This window comes from Kitasatospora sp. NPDC059817, assembly GCF_042731835.1.
In the GTDB taxonomy this organism is placed as follows: domain Bacteria; phylum Actinomycetota; class Actinomycetes; order Streptomycetales; family Streptomycetaceae; genus Kitasatospora.
Window position 1 is genome coordinate 2074 of sequence record NZ_JBHWIR010000137.1, and the last position, 18907, is coordinate 20980.

The following is an 18907-nucleotide window of genomic DNA, read 5'->3' on the forward strand; positions in this document are numbered from 1 at the left end:
TGGTGGGCCCACTAGGTTAGCGGGGCCCCCACCCGAAACCACCCGAAAACCCGGCCCCCCCCCGGCCGCTGCGGCCCCCCGCCCGGGGTCCGCGCGGGGCGGGGACCGTCGGGCAGGCGGGGCGCTCACGCCGCCGCGACCGCCTCCAGGGGGCTGAGGGTGGCTGCCCGGCGGGCGGGGAGGGTGGCGGCGAGGGCTCCGATGGTGAGGGAGGCGAGGCAGAGGAGGGCCAGGGTCCCCCAGGGCACGGCCAGCGTGTACTGCTTGACCGCGCCGCCGGCCAGCGCGCCGACGGCCCAGGCGCCGAACAGGCCGGCGGCCAGGCCGAGCAGGGTGCCGAAGGCCGCGACCGTCACGGCTTCCAGGCGGATCATCCGACGGATGCCCCGGCGGTCCATGCCGATGGCGCGCAGGACGCCGATCTCGCGCGTCCGTTCGGTGACGGACATGGCCAGGGTGTTGACGATGCCGAGGGCGGAGATCACGACGCCGATGCCGAGGAGCCCGTACATCAGCGTCAGCAGGTCGCCCATCGTCCCCGCCGCTTCGCGCACCAGTTCGGCCCGGTTCTGCACCTTCAGCAGCGGGTTGTTGCCGACCGCCGCCCGCAGCCCCTCTCCGGACGCGCTGTCGCCCCGGACGAGGATCCGCTGGACGGAGCCGGGCTTGAAGCTGTGCTTCTGCACGTCGGCCCGGGCGCCGACCGCGTCGTGGGCGGTGGGGTTGTCCTGGTAGACGCCGACGACGGTGTACCGCGTGAACTCCTCGCTCCGGCCGAGGCGGGCGTTGACCTGGCCTCCCGTGCTCACCCCGGTCTCCCGGGCGACGCTGCTGGAGACGGCGATCCGGCCGGGCCCGAGGTCCTGCGCGGAGCCGCTCACGAAGTCGAGCTTCAGCACCTGGCCGACGCCGTCCGGCTCTACGTCGGCCGGCTCCACATCGGCCGGGTCGATGCCGGAGATCTCGCGCACCTTGCCGCCGATGACCGCCGTGGAGTCGGCGACCGCGCTCGCGCCGCGCACCCCGGGGGCGCCGGCCACCCGCTGGACGGCGGCCGGGTCGATGCCGGTCATGGTGTCGCCGGTGCTGATCACGTAGTCGGCCGCGAGCCCGTCCGCCGTCTGCCGGTCGAGGGCCTGCCCGGTGGAGTGGCCGATGGTGGCGAGCCCGCTGACCAGTGCCGTGCTGATCAGCAGCGTGGCGGCGGTCGCCGCCGTGCGCCGGGGGTCGCGCAGCGCGTTCTGCCGGGCCAGGAGGCCGGCGACGCCGAACCGCCGGGTGAGGCGGCCCGTCAGCCGGATCACCGGGACGGCGAGGGTCGGCGCCAGCACGATCAGGGCGACGACCAGGACCCCGCAGCCGAGCATCGCGTTGCGCAGGTTCTCCTCGGAGGCGTCCTCGGCCGAACGCGCGAGCGCGGTCAGCAGGCCGGCGCCGAGCACGAGCAGCCCCACCCCGGCGATCGGACGCAGCCGTGAGCGCCCGCCGGGCGGCGCGGCCGCCGCCCGCAGCGCCTCGATCGGCGCGATCCGCGCCGCCCTGCGCGACGGCAGCCAGGCGGCCGGCACCGTCACGCCGATCCCGACAAACAGGGCCGCCGCCACCGGCCGGGGCCCGATGACGAGCGGGCCCTTCGACACCTGGTTCCCGTCACCGCTCAGCAGTCCGGGCAGTACGGCCGCGATGCCGAGCCCGAGGGCGAACCCCGCCATCGACGCGACGACCCCGACCAACGCCGCTTCGGCCAGCAGTGAGCGCACCACCTGGCGCCGTGTCGCGCCCACCGCCCGCAGCAGGGCGATCTCCCGGGTGCGCCGGGCGACGAGCATGGTGAAGGTGTTGACCACGAGGAACGAGCCGATGAACAGCGACACCCCGGCGAAGACCATCGGCAGCTTCTGGTAGCCCCGGGTCAACGTGCCGACGTAGAGGGCCTGTTGGGCCGCCTGTGCCTGTCCGGTGGTGACCTCGGCCGTGCCGGGCGGCAGGGTGGCGGCGATCCGCTCCGCCAGCTCGTACTGGCCGGCGCCCGGTCCGGCGGAGACTTCAAGGCTGGTGTAGTTCCCGGGAGTTGCGAACAGCCGCTGTGCGGTGGCCCGGTCGAACAGGGTGAGCGTGCCGCCGGCCGTGACCCGGGTGTCCCCGGTGGTGACGGTGCCGACCAGGCGCGCGGTGAGGGCCGGGCCGTCCGTGGCGAGCGTGATCGTGTCGCCCACCCGGTACCGGCCGGCGGCCGCGGTGCCCCGGTCGACGGCGATCTCATCGGCACCGGCGGGGGCCCGCCCCTCGACCACGGGGTAGCGGACGTCCTTGCCGTCGCGCCCCGGGACGTAGGCGGCCGCGAGGTTCGTACCCCGCTTGACCCGCAGCGGCCTGCCGTCGGCCGCGTTCAAGGTGGCGCTCCCGTCAACCGACGGCCGTACCGCCGCGACGCCGGGCACGTCCGCGAGCCTGCGCGCCAGCACGTCGGTCAATACGCCCGGCTGGTCAGGAGTGGCGACGGGCTCCTTCGCGGTGACGCTGACCGCGACGTCGGCGAAGGTGCGGGACGCGGCCGCCCGCTGGACGGCGGCGGTCGAGTCCGCGAAGACGAGGGTGCCGGAGACGAAGGCGACGCCGAGGCAGACCGCGAGGACGGTCATGAGCAGCCGGGCCTTGTGCGCCAGGACGTTGCGCAGGGCTGTGGTCAGCATGATCAGCTTTCGGAAGTGGCGGGTGCGGGGTCAGCCGGCGAAGGACTTCATGACGTCCAGCACCCGGTCCGGCGTCGGGTGCGCCATCTCGTCGACCAGCCGCCCGTCGGCCAGGAACACCACCCGGTCCGCGTACCCGGCGGCCACCGGGTCGTGGGTCACCATGACCACCGTCTGCCCCAACTCCCTGACGGAGCCGCGCAGGAAGCCGAGCACCTCGCCCCCGGCCCGGGAGTCGAGGTTGCCGGTCGGCTCGTCGCCGAACACGATCGAGGGCCGCGCGACCAGCGCCCGGGCGACCGCGACGCGCTGCTGCTGCCCGCCGGACAGTTCGGCCGGCCGGTGGTCGAGGCGATGGGAGAGCCCGACCATCGACACCACCCGGTCCAGCCACTGCCGGTCCGGCGTGCGCCCGGCCAGCGACAGCGGGAGCGTGATGTTCTCCAGCGCGGTCAGGGTGGGCAGCAGGTTGAACGCCTGGAAGATGAAGCCGACCCGGTCCCGCCGCAGCCGGGTGAGCTGCCGGTCGCCCAGGCCGCCCAGCTCCGTCGTGCCGATCCGCACCGACCCCGACGTGGGGGTGTCGAGCCCGGCCGCGCAGTGCATCAGGGTGGACTTGCCGCAGCCGGACGGGCCCATGATCGCGGTGAACTCGCCCTCCCGGAAGGCCACGCTGACCCGGTCCAGGGCGGTGACCCGGGTGTCGCCGCCGCCGTAGGTCTTCGTCAAGTCGACGACGGCGGCCGCGACCCCGGGGGTCGCTTGCAGGGCAAGGGGGTTGGCGATCACGGGAGGGGCTCCTGTCCGAAGGCGCGAGTCGAGGTGCGAGTCAAGGTGCGAGTCGGTGCACTTCGAAGGGTGTCCGGGGTACGTATCAGGCCCCTGCGCCGCCGTGTATCAGTCCCCGCGCCGCTTCGCAGCAGTCCCGTAGCAACTGCCGCGGTCAGCCCGGCAGCCGCAGCGTCGCCACCGCGCCGCCGTCCTCCGCGTTGTCGAAGCGCAGCTCCGCCCCGAGCAGCCGGGCCTGCCCCAGCGCGATGGTGAGCCCCAGCCCGTGGCCCGTGCCGCGCTCGGCGGCGCCGGTGTGGAAGCGGCGCGGGCCGTGGCGCAGCAGGTCCGGTGGGAAGCCGGGGCCGTGGTCGCGCACGACGACCGTACGGTCCTGGACGGTGACCAGGACGGGGGCGGCCCCGTGCCGGTGCGCGTTGACGACGAGGTTGCCGACGATCCGTTCCAGCCGCCGCGGGTCGGTCTCCACCGTCCGCTCCGCCGCCACGGCGATCTCGGCCTCGAACCCGGTGCGCAGCGCGGCCTCCCGGACGACGGCCGCGAGCGGCACCCGGGCCCGCGCCACCTCCTCCGCCCCGGCGTCCAGCCGCGAGATCTCCAGCAGGTCCTCGACCAGCCCGCGCAGGTCCCGCACCCGCGCCCGGATCAGGTCCTCGGTCTCGCCGGCCGGCAGCAGGTCGACGGCGGCCAGCAGTCCGCCGACCGGTGTGCGCAGCTCGTGCGCCACGTCCGCGGTGAACTGCCGTTCGGAGCGCAGCCGTTGGCCGAGGCTGTCGGCCATCAGATCCACCGTCGCCGCGATGTCGGCGACTTCGTCGCCGCCCTTGGTGGGCCCGGTCCGGGCGTCGAGGTCCCCGGCGGAGATCCGGCCCGCCGTCTCGGCGACCCGCCGCAGTCGGCGGGCGAGCAGTCCGGCCCCGTAGACCGCGGCCGGCGTGGCCGCCGCGAGCGCGACCAGCGAGGCCACCGCCATCGCCGCGTCCAGCCGGGGCAGGTCGGAGAGCTGCGGTGCCAGGTTGACCCGGAGGGCGAGGACGGGGCTGCCGGGCCCGCCGGTGCGCTGGGCGGCCCAGTAGCTCGGGCCCGAGTTCCCTTCGGCGTGCCCGTCGTAGGCCGTGTGCCGTTCGCCGTCGGCCGGGTGGCGCAGGGCGGCGGGCAGGTCGACGGGGTCGAGTTCGGCGCCGCCCGCCAGCGATCCGGTGCGCCGGTAGACGTCCATGGCCGAGTAGACGGCATTGAAGGCCTGCGCCTCGGCCCGGCTGCGGATGTCGTGCGCGGTCCACAGGTGCACCAGCACCCCGACCGCCGCCGCGACGAGGCAGGCGGTGGCGGCGGCCAGCGCGGCGATCTTCCAGCGCAGGGGCGCGCGGGCGGGCCGGGGAGTCGTGTGCACCGCTCTCAGCGCCTGAGCTTGTAGCCGAAGCCCCGGACCGTCTCGATCCGCTCCCGGCCGAGCTTGCGGCGCAGCCGCTGCACGCACAGGTCCACGACCCGGCTGTCGCCGTCCCAGCCGTACTCCCAGACGTTGCGCAGCAGGGTGTGCCGCTCCAGCACGACGCCGGGGTGGGCGGCGAACTCCAGCAGCAGCTTCAGCTCGGTCGGGGTCAGCGCCACCGGCGCCCCGCCGACGGACACCTCCATTCCGGCGGTGTCGACGGTGAGGTCCCCGAACACCAGGACGTCCCCGTCGGCGGCTCCGGGCGAGGGCGCCGGGACGGGTGGCGCGTACGTCGCCCGCCGCAGCAGCGAGCGGATGCGCGCCACCAGCACGTACGTGTCCACGGGCTTGACCACGTAGTCGTCCGCCCCGGCCTCCAGGCCGGCGACGACGTCGAGGCCGTCGCCGCGCGCGGACATCATCAGGACGGGCACCAGGCTGGTCTCCCGGACCTTGCGGCACAGGCCGATCCCGTCCAGGCCGGGCAGCATCACGTCCAGGATCAGCAGGTCGAACTGCTCGTCCCGGAACAGCTCCAGCGCCGTGAGGCCGTCCGCCGCGGCGCGCATCCCGTAGCCGTAGCGTTCCAGGGCGACGGTGAAGGAGCGGCGCATCAGCTCGTCATCCTCGACCAGCAGCACGCGGACGGGGTGCGGGGGCGGCGTGGGCGAGGGCACGGGCGGACGGCTCCTGCTCGGACAGCGACAAACGGCGGCGGACGGCAGCGGGTGACGGGCGGCAACGGACAAGGGCACGATACGGCAGATATCGGACGCCCCGGCCTCCTCGCCCACATCGACGTCAGGCCGCGCGCTCCCTGATACCCGGCGGATACAAACCCACCGACGCCCCCCGCCGCACCCGCCACCGATCACCCCTTGACCGACCCGGCGGTCAGGCCCTGGGCCAGGTGGCGCTGGAGGCGCAAGAGCGGGAACGCCAAGTGCGGAAACGCAAAGGGCCGGGACGCCCGTCGCGCCCCGGCCCTTGACGGTTCGTCAGTCGTTCGCCACGGTCGCGTACCGCGCGGTGCCCTCGGCCATCTGCTTCAGCGCGTCCTTGCGGTCCCGCTTCGACAGCTTGTCGATGTAGAGGGTGCCGAACAGGTGGTCGGTCTCGTGCTGCAGGCAGCGGGCGAAGAAGCCGGTGCCCTCGACCCGGATCGGCCGGCCGTCCTTGTCCACGCCGGTCACCGCCGCGTACTCCGGGCGGGGCAGCTCGGCGTACGCGCCCGGCACCGACAGGCAGCCCTCGTTGCTGTCGTCCAGCACCCGCCGGCGGTCCGCCGGGTACTCCTCCAGCTTCGGGTTGATCACGTGGCCGATGTGGCGCACGCCCTCGTCATCCGGGCAGTCGTAGACGAAGACCTTCAGGTCCACGCCGATCTGATTGGCCGCCAGGCCCACGCCCTCGGCCGCGTACATCGACTGGAACATGTCGTCGATCAACGCGGACAGCTCACCGTCGAACGCGGTGACGTCCTTGACCTCGCGGTGCAGGACCGGGTTGCCCACCACGGTGATCGGACGCGCGGTGCCCTTGGAGAGGTCCGGCTGCTCGCCGACCACCTTCAGCGGGGCCTCGTCGGCCGCCGACTCCTGGTCGTGGTCGTGGTCGTGCTGGTGGTCGTGCTGCTCCGCCATCGCTGCTTATCCGCTTCCGCTTCCGAGAATGGTCCAGGTATTCGGCTCTCGCCGGGTACACCGCTCAAGGGTAAGCGGCGCGCTCAACAGACTTCCTCCAGATCGCGGTACGCCCGTGTACCGGGCGAGGCCGCGGCCCAGCGGTCCAGCAGCGAGCGGACCAGCAGGGCGGGCGCGGCGATCCCGCACTCGCGCTCCACCAACCAGGACATTCCGGCCTCCCCGCCCTGGCTGAGGTGGCTGAGGTGTCCGGGGTGCGCGGCGTCGCCGTCGTCGTGCGGGTCGTGGTGGGCGGTGTGCCCGTCGTCCGTGGCCATCCGGCTCTCCGAGCAGGCCCGGCAGAGCAGCCGCACCGAGGACGTCCAGTCCTCCGCCGCGTAGCCGGCGTCCGCGACGACCCGCTCCAGCGCGTCCCGGTCCCCCGCCGTGGCGGCCTGGAGCAGCACCACGTAGGTCGGCACCGGGGACGGCGCCCACAGCTCGATCTCGTCGAACACCGGGTAGGCGACCCCGTCGGTGACCCGCTCGCCGTGCGGGGCGCCGTCGTGCAGCACCACCTCGCCCCAGCGGCGGCCGGAGGAGGGCAGCGGGATGGACAGCACCTCGATCCGGGCCGGGTCCAGCCGGCGGCCCCACACCACCTCGGACTCGCCGTCCGGGGAGAGCCGCACCGGGGTGGTGCCGAGGTCCAGGCTGACCGGGCCGTCCGGCTGTCCGCCCGGGCCGCCGGGCAGCTTCAGCCCGTACGCCTGCCAGGCGCGGCGGGCCAGCGGCCAGTCCTGCAAGGCGGTCGCGGTGATGCCGAGGTTCCACCAGTCGGGGGCGCCGTGCTCGCGGTCCAGCAGGGCGACGGCCCGCAGCCCGGCCGAGCGGGCCTGCTCCCAGTCCCGGCGGAACTTGTGCAGCAGGGCGAGGTTGAACCAGGAGTCGGACAGCCAGGGCTCCAGGTCGGCGGCCATCACCAGCAGCGCGCCGGCGTCCTCGTAGCGGCCGTCGCCGATCAGCGTGAAGGCCCGGTCGGTCGTCTGCCGCCAGGTGGCGGACGGCCGGTGCCGTGCCCGGTGGAAGATCCTCACGTTCGTCCCTGCCGTCGTCGTCCGCTCAAGTCCCGTACCGCCGCGTCCGGATCCACTTCCGCGGGGGTCCGGGGCACGGTGCCCCGGGTCGGTGTTCCACGCTACGACCGCATCCAACCACGCCCGCCCCCGCCCGCGCTCCCCACCGGCGAGGTTGGGGCCGCCCCTACCCAGCCTGCCCGCCCGGCCGCCCCGTCTCAACCCCGGCGCAGGCCCGCCGGTCCGCGGCGCTCCGCCGGTCCGCCCCGCGGCACTCGACGGGACCCGGGCCGACCGTCGGACTCAAGCCCGCACCCAAGCCCGCCTGGACACGCCCTAGCCGCCCACCCGGGCCAGCGCGTCCACCACCCGGGCGTCGTACACCCGGCCGCGCCCCAGCCGCAGCACCTCCAGCGCCTCCAGCCGGCCCACCGCCTCGCCGACCCCGCGGCCGCGGGCCGCCGTCAGCAGGTCGTCGTGGGCATTGGCCACCCGGATGATCCGGGCCGCCAGCGGCACCGCGCCGTCCCCGCCGGCCGTGCCGAGCACCGGATCGGCCAGCCGGGCGACCTGCTCGGCGACCTGCCGGGGCACCCCGGTGCGGCGGATCACCTCGCTGCCCAGCCGGGCGATCCGCTGCTGTTCGGCGCAGGGCAGCAGCGCGGTCGCGCCGTCCGGCACCGGCTCGACCAGCGACAGCTGGCCCACGTCGTGCATCAGCGCCGCGTACTCCAGCAGGGCGAGTTCCCGGGTGCCCAGCCCCAGCTCGCGCCCCAGCGCGCACGCCGTGTCCGCGACCCGGCGGGCGTGCCCGTGCGGGGTGTAGCCGGCCACCTCGGTGGCCCGGGCCAGGCTGGCGATGGTCTGCCCGGTGGTGGCCCGCACGGCCGCGGCCCGCCGGAAGGACACCTGGGCGAGCAGCAGCGGGGTGCAGAACAGCGGCAGCGCCCACAGCCCGACCTCGCCGGCCGCCAGGCTGACCAGCATCCCGGTGGCGACGATCGCCGAGCCGATCCCGAACAGCGAGCGCAGTTCGTCCTCCAGCGCCGCCGGGAACCGCAGTCCGCCCTCCAGGCCGGCCGCCGACCGGCGCAGCAGCGCCGCCAGGGTCGCGTCGCAGAGCGCGGCCAGCGCGGCGACGGCGGTCAGGAACACCCCGTACGCCGGGCCCTCGGGCGAGAAGCGGTCGACCAGTCCGCCGTTGTAGAGCGGCTGGAAGACGGCGGCGGCGAAGCCGACCCCGAGCAGCCGGCGGGCGGCGCTGTCCCGCCGGGCCGGGTCGGCCCAGGGCGGGCGCCGGTGCGGGCGGCCGGGGCGGGCCCGCTGGATCAGGCCCGGCCGGCCCCGGCCCGGGCGGCACGCCCTGAGCCAGGGCAGTGCGAGGCCGGGCAGCCAGGCCAGCAGCAGGCCGACGCCGGTCACCGCGACCACCTGGAGCATCCCGTGCGCGGTGGGCACCCCGCGCAGCGGCCCGAGCAGGGCGTACGCCAGCGCGCCGGCCGCGCCGATCGGCGCCTGTTCGCGGTCGCCCGGAAGGGTGATCCGGACGCACTCGCCGAGCGCGATCAGCGCCGTGAACGCCAGCGCGACCCTCGCCCCGGCCACCCCGCGCACCGCGACCGCGCCCACCGCGAACACCAGCAGCGCGGCCGCCGCCGCGTGCACCACGCGGGCCTCCCGGCCGGCCGCGGTCACGGCTGCCCGGCCGTGGGGACGCTCCCGCCCTGCGCGGGCACCCGGCCCGGCGCCGCCCGCGCCGGCTCGGGCACCCCGAGCGGAATGTCGGGGACGGCCCGGATGCCGTCCCCGGGCGGCGGCAGCACCGGCTGCCAGTCGTGCCCGGCCAGCGCGTCGATCAGGGCCCGGACCATCACCGGGTCGAACTGGCTGCCCGAGCAGCGCTCCAGCTCCGCCACGGCCTCGGCGACCGGGCGGCCGCGCCGGTAGGAGCGGGTGGAGGTCATCGAGTCGAAGGCGTCGGCGACCGAGATGATCCGGGCGAACTCGGGGATCTGCTCGCCGACCAGCCCGCTCGGGTAGCCCCGGCCGTCCATCCGCTCGTGGTGGTGCAGGATCCCGGCGTGCGCCTCGCCGAGGAAGGCGATCCCGCGCACCAGCTCGTACCCGTACACCGGGTGGATCTCGACGGCCCGCCGCTCCGCCTCGCTGAGGGGACCGTTTCTGCGCAGCAACTCGGTGGCCACGCCCAGCTTGCCGACGTCGTGCAGGATCCCCGCGAAGCGCAGGGTGCGCAGCCGCTCGGCCTCCATGCCGAGCTGACCGGCGATCAGCACCGAGGCCCGGCCGACCCGTTCGCTATGCCCGCGGGTGTACGAGTCCTTGATCTCCACGGCCTGCACCAGCGACTGCACCGTGGCCTGGTGGGCGTCCCGCTCGCGCTGGCCCTGGGCGAACACCCAGGCCGAGATCGACAGTGGCAGCAGCGCCAGCAGCGCCGCGAACGCCCCGTACGGGCCCTGCCAGAGCACGGCCACCATCAGGCCGCCGGCCGCGTGCACCAGCACCGGCAGCCCGCACACCGCGACGGCCCCGCGCAGCAGCACGACGGGCCGGCGGTCCTCCGCGAGCATCAGCATCGCGCCCACCAGCACCCCGTTGACCAGGCAGAACGTGACGACGGCGGCGAAGCCGGGCAGCAGCGCGGCCGGGAAGCGGGAGCCGAGCAGCAGTTGCGGCCCGTGCAGCAGGTGGAAGGCGGCCGCGGAGGCGAAGGCGCACAGCGCGAGCTGGGAGCCGTTCCACAGCTGGCGGGTCCGGCAGCCGCGCCCGGCCGGGCCGCCGAGCACCGCGGCGGGCACCGCGACCAGCGCGGCGGCGGCCGGCGGCAGCATCAGCACGCCGGCGAACAGCACCGGGAAGAAGGCGTTGACCCCGGGGCGGGAGAGCGCCCGCTCGGGCGGCGGCGGTCGGCGCAGCAGTCGGCGGACCAGCCGCAGGCAGGGCGTCGGCAGGCCCTGGGCCAGCGACTCCCAGCAGCCGTGCAGGAAGGCCAGCAGCCCGACCTTGGGCCAGTCCACCGGGGCGCCGAGCCAGCGCGGGAGCCCGGGCGGCACGCCGGTCGGCAGCAGTGGCAGCAGGCAGCACAGCGCCGCCACCGGGACGGCCACCAGGTAGCGCATCGCCCCCTCCGGCAGGGCCGCGTCTTCGCCGTCGATAGCGATCTCGACCTCCCCGACGTCCGGGCCCGCGTTGCCTCAGCTCGCCGGGCGGACCGGCGGTGAGCGTCCGTCAGGAGGATAGGCCGCCACCCGGGCGCAAGGACGCATGATGGCGCGACGACGCTGCTGGCGCACCGCCAACTCACCCGAACGAGTGAGGGGCGCACGCAAGCACAACGGGAGCGGCCCCGGGAGCGCACGCTCCCGGGGCCGTCTGACTCCGTGTCCGGACCGCTCGGCCCGCCCTCGCCGGCGGGCCCGTCCGCTTGCTCCGCCCGGCCGTTGAACGACCGCCCAGCCGTTGAACGACCGCCCGACCGTTGAACGGCCGCCCGGCTACTCCGCCGGGGCGCCCGCCTCGACGGTGGCACCGGGCCGGACCGTCGGCTCCTCCGGGGCCTCGCCGGCGGCCGGCGCCGGCCGGTCCGTCTCGACGTGCAGCTCGACCGTGGTGTCGACGGCGACCACCACCTGCTCGCCCGAACGCTGCCCCGCCCGGATCGAGTCGATCCTGGCCAGCACCTTGCTGCGCAGGTCAGCCGGGGTGTCGTCGCAGCCGCAGGAACGCTTGATCAGCGCCTTGATCGCCTGCTCCAGCCCGTACTGCTTCAGGCAGGGCGAGCACTCCTCGAAGTGCACCCGCAGCTTGGCGCAGTCGCCCTCGGCCATCTCGTTGTCGAGGAATTCGTAGAGGTGGTCGAGGACCTCGCCACACTCCGTGTCGTGCGGATCGCCGCAGCTCATGAGCCCGAGCCCTTCGCTTCCTGCCCTGCCCCGCTGCCGGCCGGGACGAGCCCGCGCTCACGGGCGTAATCCTCCAGCATGCCGCGCAGCTGACGGCGGCCGCGGTGCAGCCGGGACATCACCGTGCCGATGGGAGTACCCATGATGTCCGCGATCTCCTTGTACGCAAAGCCTTCTACGTCCGCGAGGTACACGGCGATCCGGAATTCCTCCGGAATGGCCTGGAGCGCGTCCTTCACATCGCTGTCGGGGAGGTGGTCGAGCGCCTGGGTCTCGGCCGAGCGCAGACCGGTCGACATGTGCGACTCGGCGCGGGCCAGCTGCCAGTCCTCGATCTCCTCCGCCGCCGTGCGCTGGGGCTCGCGCTGCTTCTTGCGGTACGAGTTGATGAACGTGTTGGTGAGGATGCGGTACAGCCAGGCCTTGAGGTTCGTGCCCTCGCGGAACTGGTGGAAGGACGCGTACGCCTTGGCGAACGCCTCCTGGAGCAGGTCCTCCGCGTCCGCGGGGTTGCGCGTCATGCGCAGCGCCGCCGAGTACATCGGATCCAGGTAGCCCAGGGCGTCGCGCTCGAAGCGCTCCCGCCGGGCCTCCTCGCTCTCCTGTGCCGACACCCGGAAGGTGTCCTCACCGATCGCCTCGGCCAGCTCCTCACCGGTGAGCGCCTCGCCCGTGGGCTGGCCCTCCTCCGGGCCCCGGCCCGGCTCGGCCTCGTGCTCGGTCCCGACGACCGGACCCACCTCCTCGGCATGGCGGGCACGACCCACGGCGGGCCGCCCCGAAATGGAGGATATCGGGCTGACGGGCTTCTCGCCCGCGACAATCCAGTCGGACCAGGCGGGGCCGAACGCCGCGGCGGCCTCGCGCTGCTCTGACCGCTCGGGGCACGCGATCGAACCCATCTGCCCTGCCTCTCAACCGGGAATCGTACTGACGAGAGTGCCAACCACCCCGACCCCGCCCGCATTCCCGCGCCCGCCCCGAAATCGCTCGTACGGGTGATCGAGCGGAAACCCCCCGCTCACGGCCGCCCCCGCCGACCCCGCCGCCTCAGACGACCCGCAGCACCCAGTCCCCGACCGCCCGGCAGATCGCCTCCAGCACCTCGTCCTGCCCCACCGGCGCCCGCTTGGGCACGTCGAAACCGTGCCCGCCGTACGGCACCGCCACCAGCTCGTGCCCGGGCGGCAGCTCCGGGAACTCCTGCGGCCCGCCGAACGGATCCGCCGTACCCTGCACCACCAGCGTCGCCGCCCCCGACTCCAGCAGCTCCTGCGCCCGGCTCTTCTCCGGCCGGCCCGGCGGGTGCAGCGGGAACGCCAGCGCCACCACCCCCACCGCCCCGCTCGCCGCCCCGGTCCGGCAGGCCACCCGCGCCCCGGCGCTGCGCCCGCCCACCACCAGCGGCAGCCCCTGACCGGCCAGCCGCCCGGCGACCGGGGTCCAGCCGCGGTCCAGCGTGCGCGGCGCCGGGGCGAGCCGCTTGCCCGCCACCCGCCAGGGCTGCTCCACCAGCGCCACGGTGATCCCGCGCGCCGGCAGCACCGCGGCCAGCGCCACCAGGTCCCGGGCCTCGATCCCGCCGCCCGCGCCGTGACCGAGCGCCAGCAGCGCCTTCGGCGCACCGGCCCGGTGGTAGCTGATCCGGGCGTCCCCCACCTCGGTGGGGACGAGTTCGGTGGTCATCGTCGGTCGCTCCAACCGGCTCAGGCTCCCTCAGCTGTCAGGACTCAATCGTCGAACTTCAAACATTCAGACATCAGAACAGGGTGGTCTCGTACTCCGCCTCGGCCCACGGCTCCTTCAGCTCCGGGCCGTTGTTGCGGATGCTGCCGACCGCCGGCGAGACCGGGGTGGCCAGCAGCGCACCGGGCGGCGGCGGTATCAGCAGCCGGCGCAGCTCGTCCGGGTCGTCCAGCCCCGGGTCCAGCCACTCGCCGTAGGAGGCCGGGTCGAGGAACAGCGGCATCCGCTCGTGGATCGGCGCCAGCGACTCCTCGGCGTCGGTGGTGACGATGGTGAAGGTCACCAGCCAGGCCGCCGGATGGTCGGCCGGCACCGTCCGGTCGCGCCAGAACTCGTACAGCCCGGCCAGCGCCAGCGGGGTGCCGTCCGCCCGGGACACGAAGAACGGCTTCTTGCGCGCCTTGCCGCGCTCGCCCGGCACCGTCTGCCACTCGTAGTAGCCGTCCACCGGCAGAATGCACCGCCGCGAGGCGAACGCCTGCCGGTACGAGGGCTTCTCGTGCACCGTGTCCGAACGGGCGTTGATCATCTTCACCGCCGTCTCGGCCGACCGCGACCACTGCGGCACCAGGCCCCAGCGCAGCACCCTCAGCTGGCGCACCGGCCGCGCCCGGCCCTTCGGCACCCGCTCCAGCACCACGAAGGCGCTGGTGGTCGGGGCGACGTTCCAGTTGGGGGCCAGCGTTTCCGCCGGATCCCACTGCTCGACGCCGAACAGCTCGACGATGTCCTCGGGCTTGCCACTGGCTGCGAAGCGACCGCACATGCGGGCCAGCTTGCCATGCCCGCCCCGCTCACCACTTCTTCATCCCGCCAGGAGAACCGTCCGCTCCCGCCCGCCCGTCCCCGCATGGGAGGCTGCCCCGAACGGCCCAACGCAGCGGACGGAGGCGGAGACGAGACGATGAGCGCACAACCCACCGACCAGAACCTCGGCGAACTGTGGAACCAGGTCACCGGCACCCAGCCCGCGCCGCCCGGCTGGCTGGTGCTGGCCACCGCCGGCGCCGCCCTGCTCGCCGTCCTCGCCCGCCCGCTCTGGCACGTCACCCGCAACGCCGTGACCATCGCCCACGAAGGCGGCCACGGCCTGATCGCCCTCGTCACCGGCCGCCGGCTCGCCGGCATCCGGCTGCACTCCGACACCTCCGGCCTCACCCTCTCCTACGGCCGCCCCACCGGCCCCGGCATGATCCTCACCGCCGCCGCCGGCTACACCGCCCCCGCCCTGCTCGGCCTCGGCTGCGCCGCCCTGCTCTCCACCGGCCGGATCACCCTGCTGCTCTGGCTGGCCGTCGTCCTGCTGCTCGCCCTCCTGGTGCGCATCCGCAACGCCTTCGGCCTGTTCACCGTGCTGGTCGCCGGCGGCGCCTTCTTCCTGGTCTCCTGGTTCGGCAGCGCCGAGGTCCAGGCCGGCTTCGCCTACCTCGGCTGCTGGTTCCTGCTGTTCGGCGCCGTCCGCCCGGTCCTCGAACTCCAGCACCAGCGCCGCATCGGCTGGGCCCGCGACTCCGACGCCGACCAGCTGGCCCGCCTCACCCACATCCCCGGCCTCGCCTGGATCACCGTCTTCCTGCTCACCGCCCTCGCCTGCCTCGCCCTGAGCGCGACCTGGCTGCTCCAGCCCCTGCACTGAACCCCGCCCTCGGCGCGAACCTGCTGCTCCGGCCCCTGCGCCGGGCCGCCCCCGCGGCGCGGGCGGGCTGCCACAACCCCTGCACCGGGCCTCCCCCGTCCCGCCATGCGGTTGGCGCAGGGGCCGTTCCGGTACGGCCCCTAAACTTGCCCCCATGACCGAGACCCTGTGGCCCGCCCCCGTCGCGACCACCCCCGTTGACGCCACCGTCACCATCCCCGGCTCCAAGTCGGTCACCAACCGAGCCCTGGTGCTGGCGGCGCTCGCCGACGAGCCCGGCTGGGTGCGCCGGCCGCTGCGCAGCCGCGACTCCCAGCTGATGGCCGACGGCCTGCGCGCCCTCGGCGTCGGCATCGAGGAGAAGGTCAACAACGACTCCGGCGGCACCGGCGGCGGCGAGGCCTGGCGGGTCATCCCGACCCCCGCGCTGCGCGGCCCCGCCTCGATCGACGTCGGCAACGCCGGCACCGTGATGCGCTTCCTGCCCCCGCTCGCCGTCCTCGCCGACGGCCCGGTGCACTTCGACGGCGACCCGCGCAGCTACGAGCGCCCCCAGCACGGCGTGATCAACGCCCTGCGCGCGCTCGGCGCCCGGATCGACGACGGCGGCCGCGGCGCCTTCCCGCTGACCGTGCACGGCACCGGCGCGCTCGACGGCGGCCCGGTCGAGCTGGACGCCTCCTCCTCGTCCCAGTTCGTCTCCGCCCTGCTGCTCTCCGGCGCCCGCTACAACCAGGGCGTCGAGGTCCGGCACGTCGGCGGCCCGGTGCCGTCGCTGCCGCACATCCGGATGACCGTCGAGATGCTGCGCCTGGCCGGCGTCCAGGTCGACGCCCCCGAGGACGGCGGCGAGAAGGACGTCTGGCGGGTCACCCCCGGCGCCCTGATCGGCCGCGACCTGGTGGTCGAGCCGGACCTCTCCAACGCCGCGCCGTTCTTCGCCGCCGCCCTGGTCACCGGCGGCCGGGTGACGGTCCGCGACTGGCCCAAGCACACCAGCCAGCCCGGCGACCAGCTGCGCGAGATCTACACCCGGATGGGCGGCGCCTGCGAGTTCACCGACGAGGGCCTGCAGTTCACCGGCACCGGCCGGATCCACGGCATCGAGGCGGACCTGCACGATGTCGGCGAGCTCACCCCGGTGATCGCCGCCGTCGCCGCACTGGCCGACTCCGAGTCCCACCTGTACGGCATCGCCCACCTGCGGCTGCACGAGACCGACCGGCTCGCCGCGCTCGCCAAGGAGATCAACGACCTCGGCGGCGACGTCACCGAGACCGAGGACGGCCTGCGCATCCGCCCGCGCCCGCTGCACGGCGGCGTCTTCCACACCTACGAGGACCACCGCCTGGCCACCGCCGCCGCCGTGGTCGGCCTGGCCGTGCCCGGCGTCGAGGTGGAGAACGTGGCCACCACCGCCAAGACCCTGCCGGACTTCCCGAAGATGTGGGCGGAACTGCTCGGCGAAGCGGTGGCGGACGCCTGAGCGGAGACTGAGCACATGCGCCGCTACGGCAAGGACGCCGACGAGGACGACATCCGCAACCGCCCCGCCCGCCGGGGATCCCGGCCGCGGACCCGGATCCGGCCCAAACACGATGACGCCGCCGAGGCGATGGTGCTGACCGTCGACCGCGGCCGGCTGACCTGCCTGATCGACCCGGGCACCAAGCAGGAACGCGAGATCGTCGCCATGAAGGCCCGCGAGCTGGGCCGCAAGGGCGTCGTCGTGGGCGACGTGGTCAACATCGTCGGCGACCTCTCCGGGGACAACGACACGCTCGCCCGGATCGTCCGGGTCGAGGAGCGCAGCTCGGTGCTGCGGCGCACCGCGGACGACGACGACCCGTACGAGCGGATCGTCGTCGCCAACGCCCAGCAGCTGGCCATCGTCACCGCGCTGGCCGACCCGGAGCCCCGGCCCCGGCTGATCGACCGCTGCCTGGTGGCCGCCTACGACGCGGGCATGGAGCCGCTGCTGGTGCTCACCAAGGCCGACCTCGCCCCGGCCGGGCCGCTGCTGGAGTCGTACGCGCCGCTCGGCATCGACTACGTGGTCACCCGGCGGGACGAACTGGAGACGGCCGGCGCCGAGGCCGTCCGCGCGCACCTGCGCGGCCTCTCCACGGTGTTCATCGGCCACTCCGGCGTCGGCAAGACCACCCTGGTCAACGCCCTCGTCCCGGACCACCAGCGGCAGACCGGCCGGGTCAACGCGGTCACCGGGCGCGGCCGGCACACCACCGTGTCCGCCCTGGCACTGCGGCTGCCCCCGCCGCCGGGCGCGAAGCCGGGCTCCAAGAAGGCGCTGGACCCGGGCTGGGTGATCGACACCCCGGGCTTCCGCTCCTTCGGCCTCTCGCACATCGACCCGTCCCGGGTCATCCACGCCTTCCCCGACCTGGAGCCCGGCACCGCCGACTGCCCGCGCGCCTGCAGCCACGACGAACCGGACTGCGCGCTGGACGCCTGGGTCGCCGACGGCCACGCCGAGGGCGCCCGGCTCTACTCGCTGCGCCGGCTGCTGGCCAGCAAGGAGGCCCGCGAGGGCGACTGACCCGGGCGGCGGTTTTACCGTCCCATGGGTTTCCCGACCGTTCGAGGTGTCGGACCGCGCCGGCCTGGCGATCATAGGAAGGTCGGGCCACAGCGCGGTCCGACCCGTCGATCGACAGGGAGGGCACGCGATGGCATGGGCCTTGGTGGTCCTGGCCGGCCTGCTGGAGACCGGCTTCGCGATCAACCTCAAGCTCAGCGAGGGCTTCACCAAGCTCTGGCCCACCATCAGCTTCTGCGTGTTCGCCCTGGGCAGCTTCGGCCTGCTCACGCTGTCCCTGAAGAGCCTGCCGGTCGGCCCCGCCTACGCGGTGTGGACGGGCATCGGCGCGGCCGGCACCGCCATCTACGGCATGGTCTTCCTGGACGAGACCACCTCGGTGCTGAAGCTGGTCTCGATCTCCCTGGTGATCGCCGGCGTGATCGGCCTCCAGCTCAGCGGCTCGGCGCACTGACCGTCACCGGCCCACCCCTGCCACCGGCCCGCTCCTGCTGCTCGCCCGCTCGCCGCCGGCAGGCCGTCCCGGTCCGCGAGCCCGGCTGTCCCGATCCGGGCGGGATCGCTAGGGTTTCGGACATGGCCGATTACCACGACGATCTCCGACTCGCCCACGTCCTCGCCGACTCGGCCGACTCGGTCACCCTGGAGCGCTTCCGCGCCCTCGACCTGAAGGTCGAGACCAAGCCCGACCTCACCCCCGTGAGCGACGCCGACAAGGCCGCCGAGGAGCTCGTCCGCAGCGTGCTGCAGCGCGCCCGCCCGCGCGACGCGGTGCTCGGCGAGGAGTTCGGCCTCCAGGGCTCCGGCCCGCGCCGCTGGGTGATCGACCCGATCGACGGCACCAAGAACTACATCCGCGGCGTCCCGGTCTGGGCCACCCTGATCGCCCTGCTGGAGGACGGCCCGGACGGCGTCGAGCGCCCGGTGGTCGGCATCGTCTCCGCCCCCGCGCTGCAGCGCCGCTGGTGGGCGGCCAAGGACCTCGGCGCCTACGCCGGACGCAGCCTCACCAAGGCCTCCCGGATCCACGTCTCCGGCGTCTCCCGGATCGAGGACGCCTCCTTCTCCTACTCCTCGCTCTCCGGCTGGGAGGAGCGCGGCCGCCTCGACCCCTTCCTGGACCTCACCCGCGCCTGCTGGCGCACCCGCGCCTACGGCGACTTCTGGTCCTACATGATGGTGGCCGAGGGCGCGGTCGACATCGCCGCCGAGCCCGAGCTGTCGCTCTGGGACATGGCCGCCAACTGCGTCATCGTCGAGGAGGCCGGCGGCCGCTTCACCGGCCTGGACGGCGTGCCCGGCCCCGGCGGCGCCGACGCCGTCGCCAGCAACGGCATCCTCCACGAGGAGACCCTGCGCCGCCTGAGCGTCTAAGGGCTCTCCTGCGCGGCCGAACGTGGTGCGGGCCCGGTCGACCAGTCCTCTGG

17 protein-coding genes are annotated in these 18907 nt (G+C 74.6%); 5 read left to right on the forward strand and 12 right to left on the reverse strand.

The window, feature by feature from the left end; translation table 11 throughout:
• Positions 1 to 125: 125 nt before the first annotated feature.
• From ACFV61_RS25490 to ACFV61_RS25545, 12 genes are all read right to left on the reverse strand, one after another.
• Complete coding sequence (locus ACFV61_RS25490; RefSeq protein WP_380494055.1) at positions 126 to 2693, reverse strand: ABC transporter permease; 2568 nt, start codon at positions 2691 to 2693, stop codon at positions 126 to 128.
• Between the two features lie 30 nt (positions 2694 to 2723).
• Positions 2724 to 3479 carry an ABC transporter ATP-binding protein gene (locus ACFV61_RS25495; protein WP_380494065.1) on the reverse strand — a complete coding sequence of 252 codons (756 nt, stop codon included), beginning with the start codon at positions 3477 to 3479 and terminating at the stop codon, positions 2724 to 2726.
• Between the two features lie 157 nt (positions 3480 to 3636).
• Positions 3637 to 4875, reverse strand: coding sequence for a sensor histidine kinase (locus ACFV61_RS25500; protein ID WP_380494057.1), 1239 nt, complete (start codon positions 4873 to 4875; stop codon positions 3637 to 3639).
• Between the two features lie 5 nt (positions 4876 to 4880).
• A complete protein-coding gene (gene cseB, locus ACFV61_RS25505) occupies positions 4881 to 5597 on the reverse strand; it encodes a two-component system response regulator CseB (protein WP_380342814.1) in 717 nt (238 codons plus the stop codon).
• A gap of 321 nt (positions 5598 to 5918) precedes the next feature.
• On the reverse strand, positions 5919 to 6563 hold the full coding sequence (gene def, locus ACFV61_RS25510; protein WP_079135633.1) for a peptide deformylase: 645 nt from the start codon (positions 6561 to 6563) through the stop codon (positions 5919 to 5921).
• An 83-nt stretch (positions 6564 to 6646) separates the two neighbouring features.
• Complete coding sequence (locus ACFV61_RS25515; protein WP_063347881.1) at positions 6647 to 7639, reverse strand: hypothetical protein; 993 nt, start codon at positions 7637 to 7639, stop codon at positions 6647 to 6649.
• A 315-nt stretch (positions 7640 to 7954) separates the two neighbouring features.
• Positions 7955 to 9286, reverse strand: a complete 1332-nt coding sequence (locus ACFV61_RS25520) for an HD-GYP domain-containing protein (RefSeq protein WP_380494059.1) — start codon at positions 9284 to 9286, stop codon at positions 7955 to 7957.
• A 23-nt stretch (positions 9287 to 9309) separates the two neighbouring features.
• Positions 9310 to 10758, reverse strand: coding sequence for an HD-GYP domain-containing protein (locus tag ACFV61_RS25525; RefSeq protein ID WP_063347883.1), 1449 nt, complete (start codon positions 10756 to 10758; stop codon positions 9310 to 9312).
• A gap of 375 nt (positions 10759 to 11133) precedes the next feature.
• Positions 11134 to 11541: a mycothiol system anti-sigma-R factor gene (gene rsrA, locus ACFV61_RS25530; RefSeq protein WP_079135634.1), complete on the reverse strand. Its 408-nt coding sequence runs from the start codon at positions 11539 to 11541 to the stop codon at positions 11134 to 11136.
• On the reverse strand, positions 11538 to 12281 hold the full coding sequence (locus ACFV61_RS25535) for a sigma-70 family RNA polymerase sigma factor (protein ID WP_063351149.1): 744 nt from the start codon (positions 12279 to 12281) through the stop codon (positions 11538 to 11540). Before ACFV61_RS25535 ends, rsrA begins: the two co-directional genes overlap by 4 nt.
• A 310-nt stretch (positions 12282 to 12591) precedes the next feature.
• Positions 12592 to 13227: an alpha/beta family hydrolase gene (locus tag ACFV61_RS25540; protein WP_380494061.1), complete on the reverse strand. Its 636-nt coding sequence runs from the start codon at positions 13225 to 13227 to the stop codon at positions 12592 to 12594.
• 73 nt (positions 13228 to 13300) lie between these two features.
• Positions 13301 to 14053, reverse strand: a complete 753-nt coding sequence (locus tag ACFV61_RS25545) for an SOS response-associated peptidase (protein WP_380429957.1) — start codon at positions 14051 to 14053, stop codon at positions 13301 to 13303.
• A 138-nt stretch (positions 14054 to 14191) separates the two neighbouring features.
• On the opposite strand from ACFV61_RS25545, the gene ACFV61_RS25550 reads away from it, so the two are divergent.
• From ACFV61_RS25550 to hisN, 5 genes are all read left to right on the forward strand, one after another.
• A complete protein-coding gene (locus tag ACFV61_RS25550) occupies positions 14192 to 14923 on the forward strand; it encodes a M50 family metallopeptidase (RefSeq protein WP_063347886.1) in 732 nt (243 codons plus the stop codon).
• Between the two features lie 154 nt (positions 14924 to 15077).
• Complete coding sequence (gene aroA / locus ACFV61_RS25555; protein ID WP_063347887.1) at positions 15078 to 16409, forward strand: 3-phosphoshikimate 1-carboxyvinyltransferase; 1332 nt, start codon at positions 15078 to 15080, stop codon at positions 16407 to 16409.
• Between the two features lie 15 nt (positions 16410 to 16424).
• On the forward strand, positions 16425 to 17480 hold the full coding sequence (rsgA, locus tag ACFV61_RS25560; RefSeq protein ID WP_380486057.1) for a ribosome small subunit-dependent GTPase A: 1056 nt from the start codon (positions 16425 to 16427) through the stop codon (positions 17478 to 17480).
• 130 nt (positions 17481 to 17610) lie between these two features.
• Entirely contained in the window at positions 17611 to 17934 is a 324-nt protein-coding gene (locus tag ACFV61_RS25565; protein ID WP_063347889.1) for a multidrug efflux SMR transporter, read from the forward strand.
• Positions 17935 to 18056: 122 nt separating this feature from the next.
• Positions 18057 to 18854, forward strand: coding sequence for a histidinol-phosphatase (gene hisN / locus ACFV61_RS25570; protein ID WP_063347890.1), 798 nt, complete (start codon positions 18057 to 18059; stop codon positions 18852 to 18854).
• Positions 18855 to 18907 lie beyond the last annotated feature (53 nt).

Coding starts and splice junctions, on each gene's coding strand:
- ACFV61_RS25490 (WP_380494055.1), bottom strand. CDS start 2,693: ATGCTGACCACAGCCCTGCGCAACGTCCTGGCGCACAAGGCCCGGCTG.
- def (WP_079135633.1), bottom strand. CDS start 6,563: ATGGCGGAGCAGCACGACCACCAGCACGACCACGACCACGACCAGGAG.
- ACFV61_RS25525 (WP_063347883.1), bottom strand. CDS start 10,758: ATGCGCTACCTGGTGGCCGTCCCGGTGGCGGCGCTGTGCTGCCTGCTG.
- rsrA (WP_079135634.1), bottom strand. CDS start 11,541: ATGAGCTGCGGCGATCCGCACGACACGGAGTGTGGCGAGGTCCTCGAC.
- ACFV61_RS25540 (WP_380494061.1), bottom strand. CDS start 13,227: ATGACCACCGAACTCGTCCCCACCGAGGTGGGGGACGCCCGGATCAGC.
- ACFV61_RS25545 (WP_380429957.1), bottom strand. CDS start 14,053: ATGTGCGGTCGCTTCGCAGCCAGTGGCAAGCCCGAGGACATCGTCGAG.
- ACFV61_RS25550 (WP_063347886.1), top strand. CDS start 14,192: ATGAGCGCACAACCCACCGACCAGAACCTCGGCGAACTGTGGAACCAG.
- aroA (WP_063347887.1), top strand. CDS start 15,078: ATGACCGAGACCCTGTGGCCCGCCCCCGTCGCGACCACCCCCGTTGAC.
- rsgA (WP_380486057.1), top strand. CDS start 16,425: ATGCGCCGCTACGGCAAGGACGCCGACGAGGACGACATCCGCAACCGC.
- ACFV61_RS25565 (WP_063347889.1), top strand. CDS start 17,611: ATGGCATGGGCCTTGGTGGTCCTGGCCGGCCTGCTGGAGACCGGCTTC.
- hisN (WP_063347890.1), top strand. CDS start 18,057: ATGGCCGATTACCACGACGATCTCCGACTCGCCCACGTCCTCGCCGAC.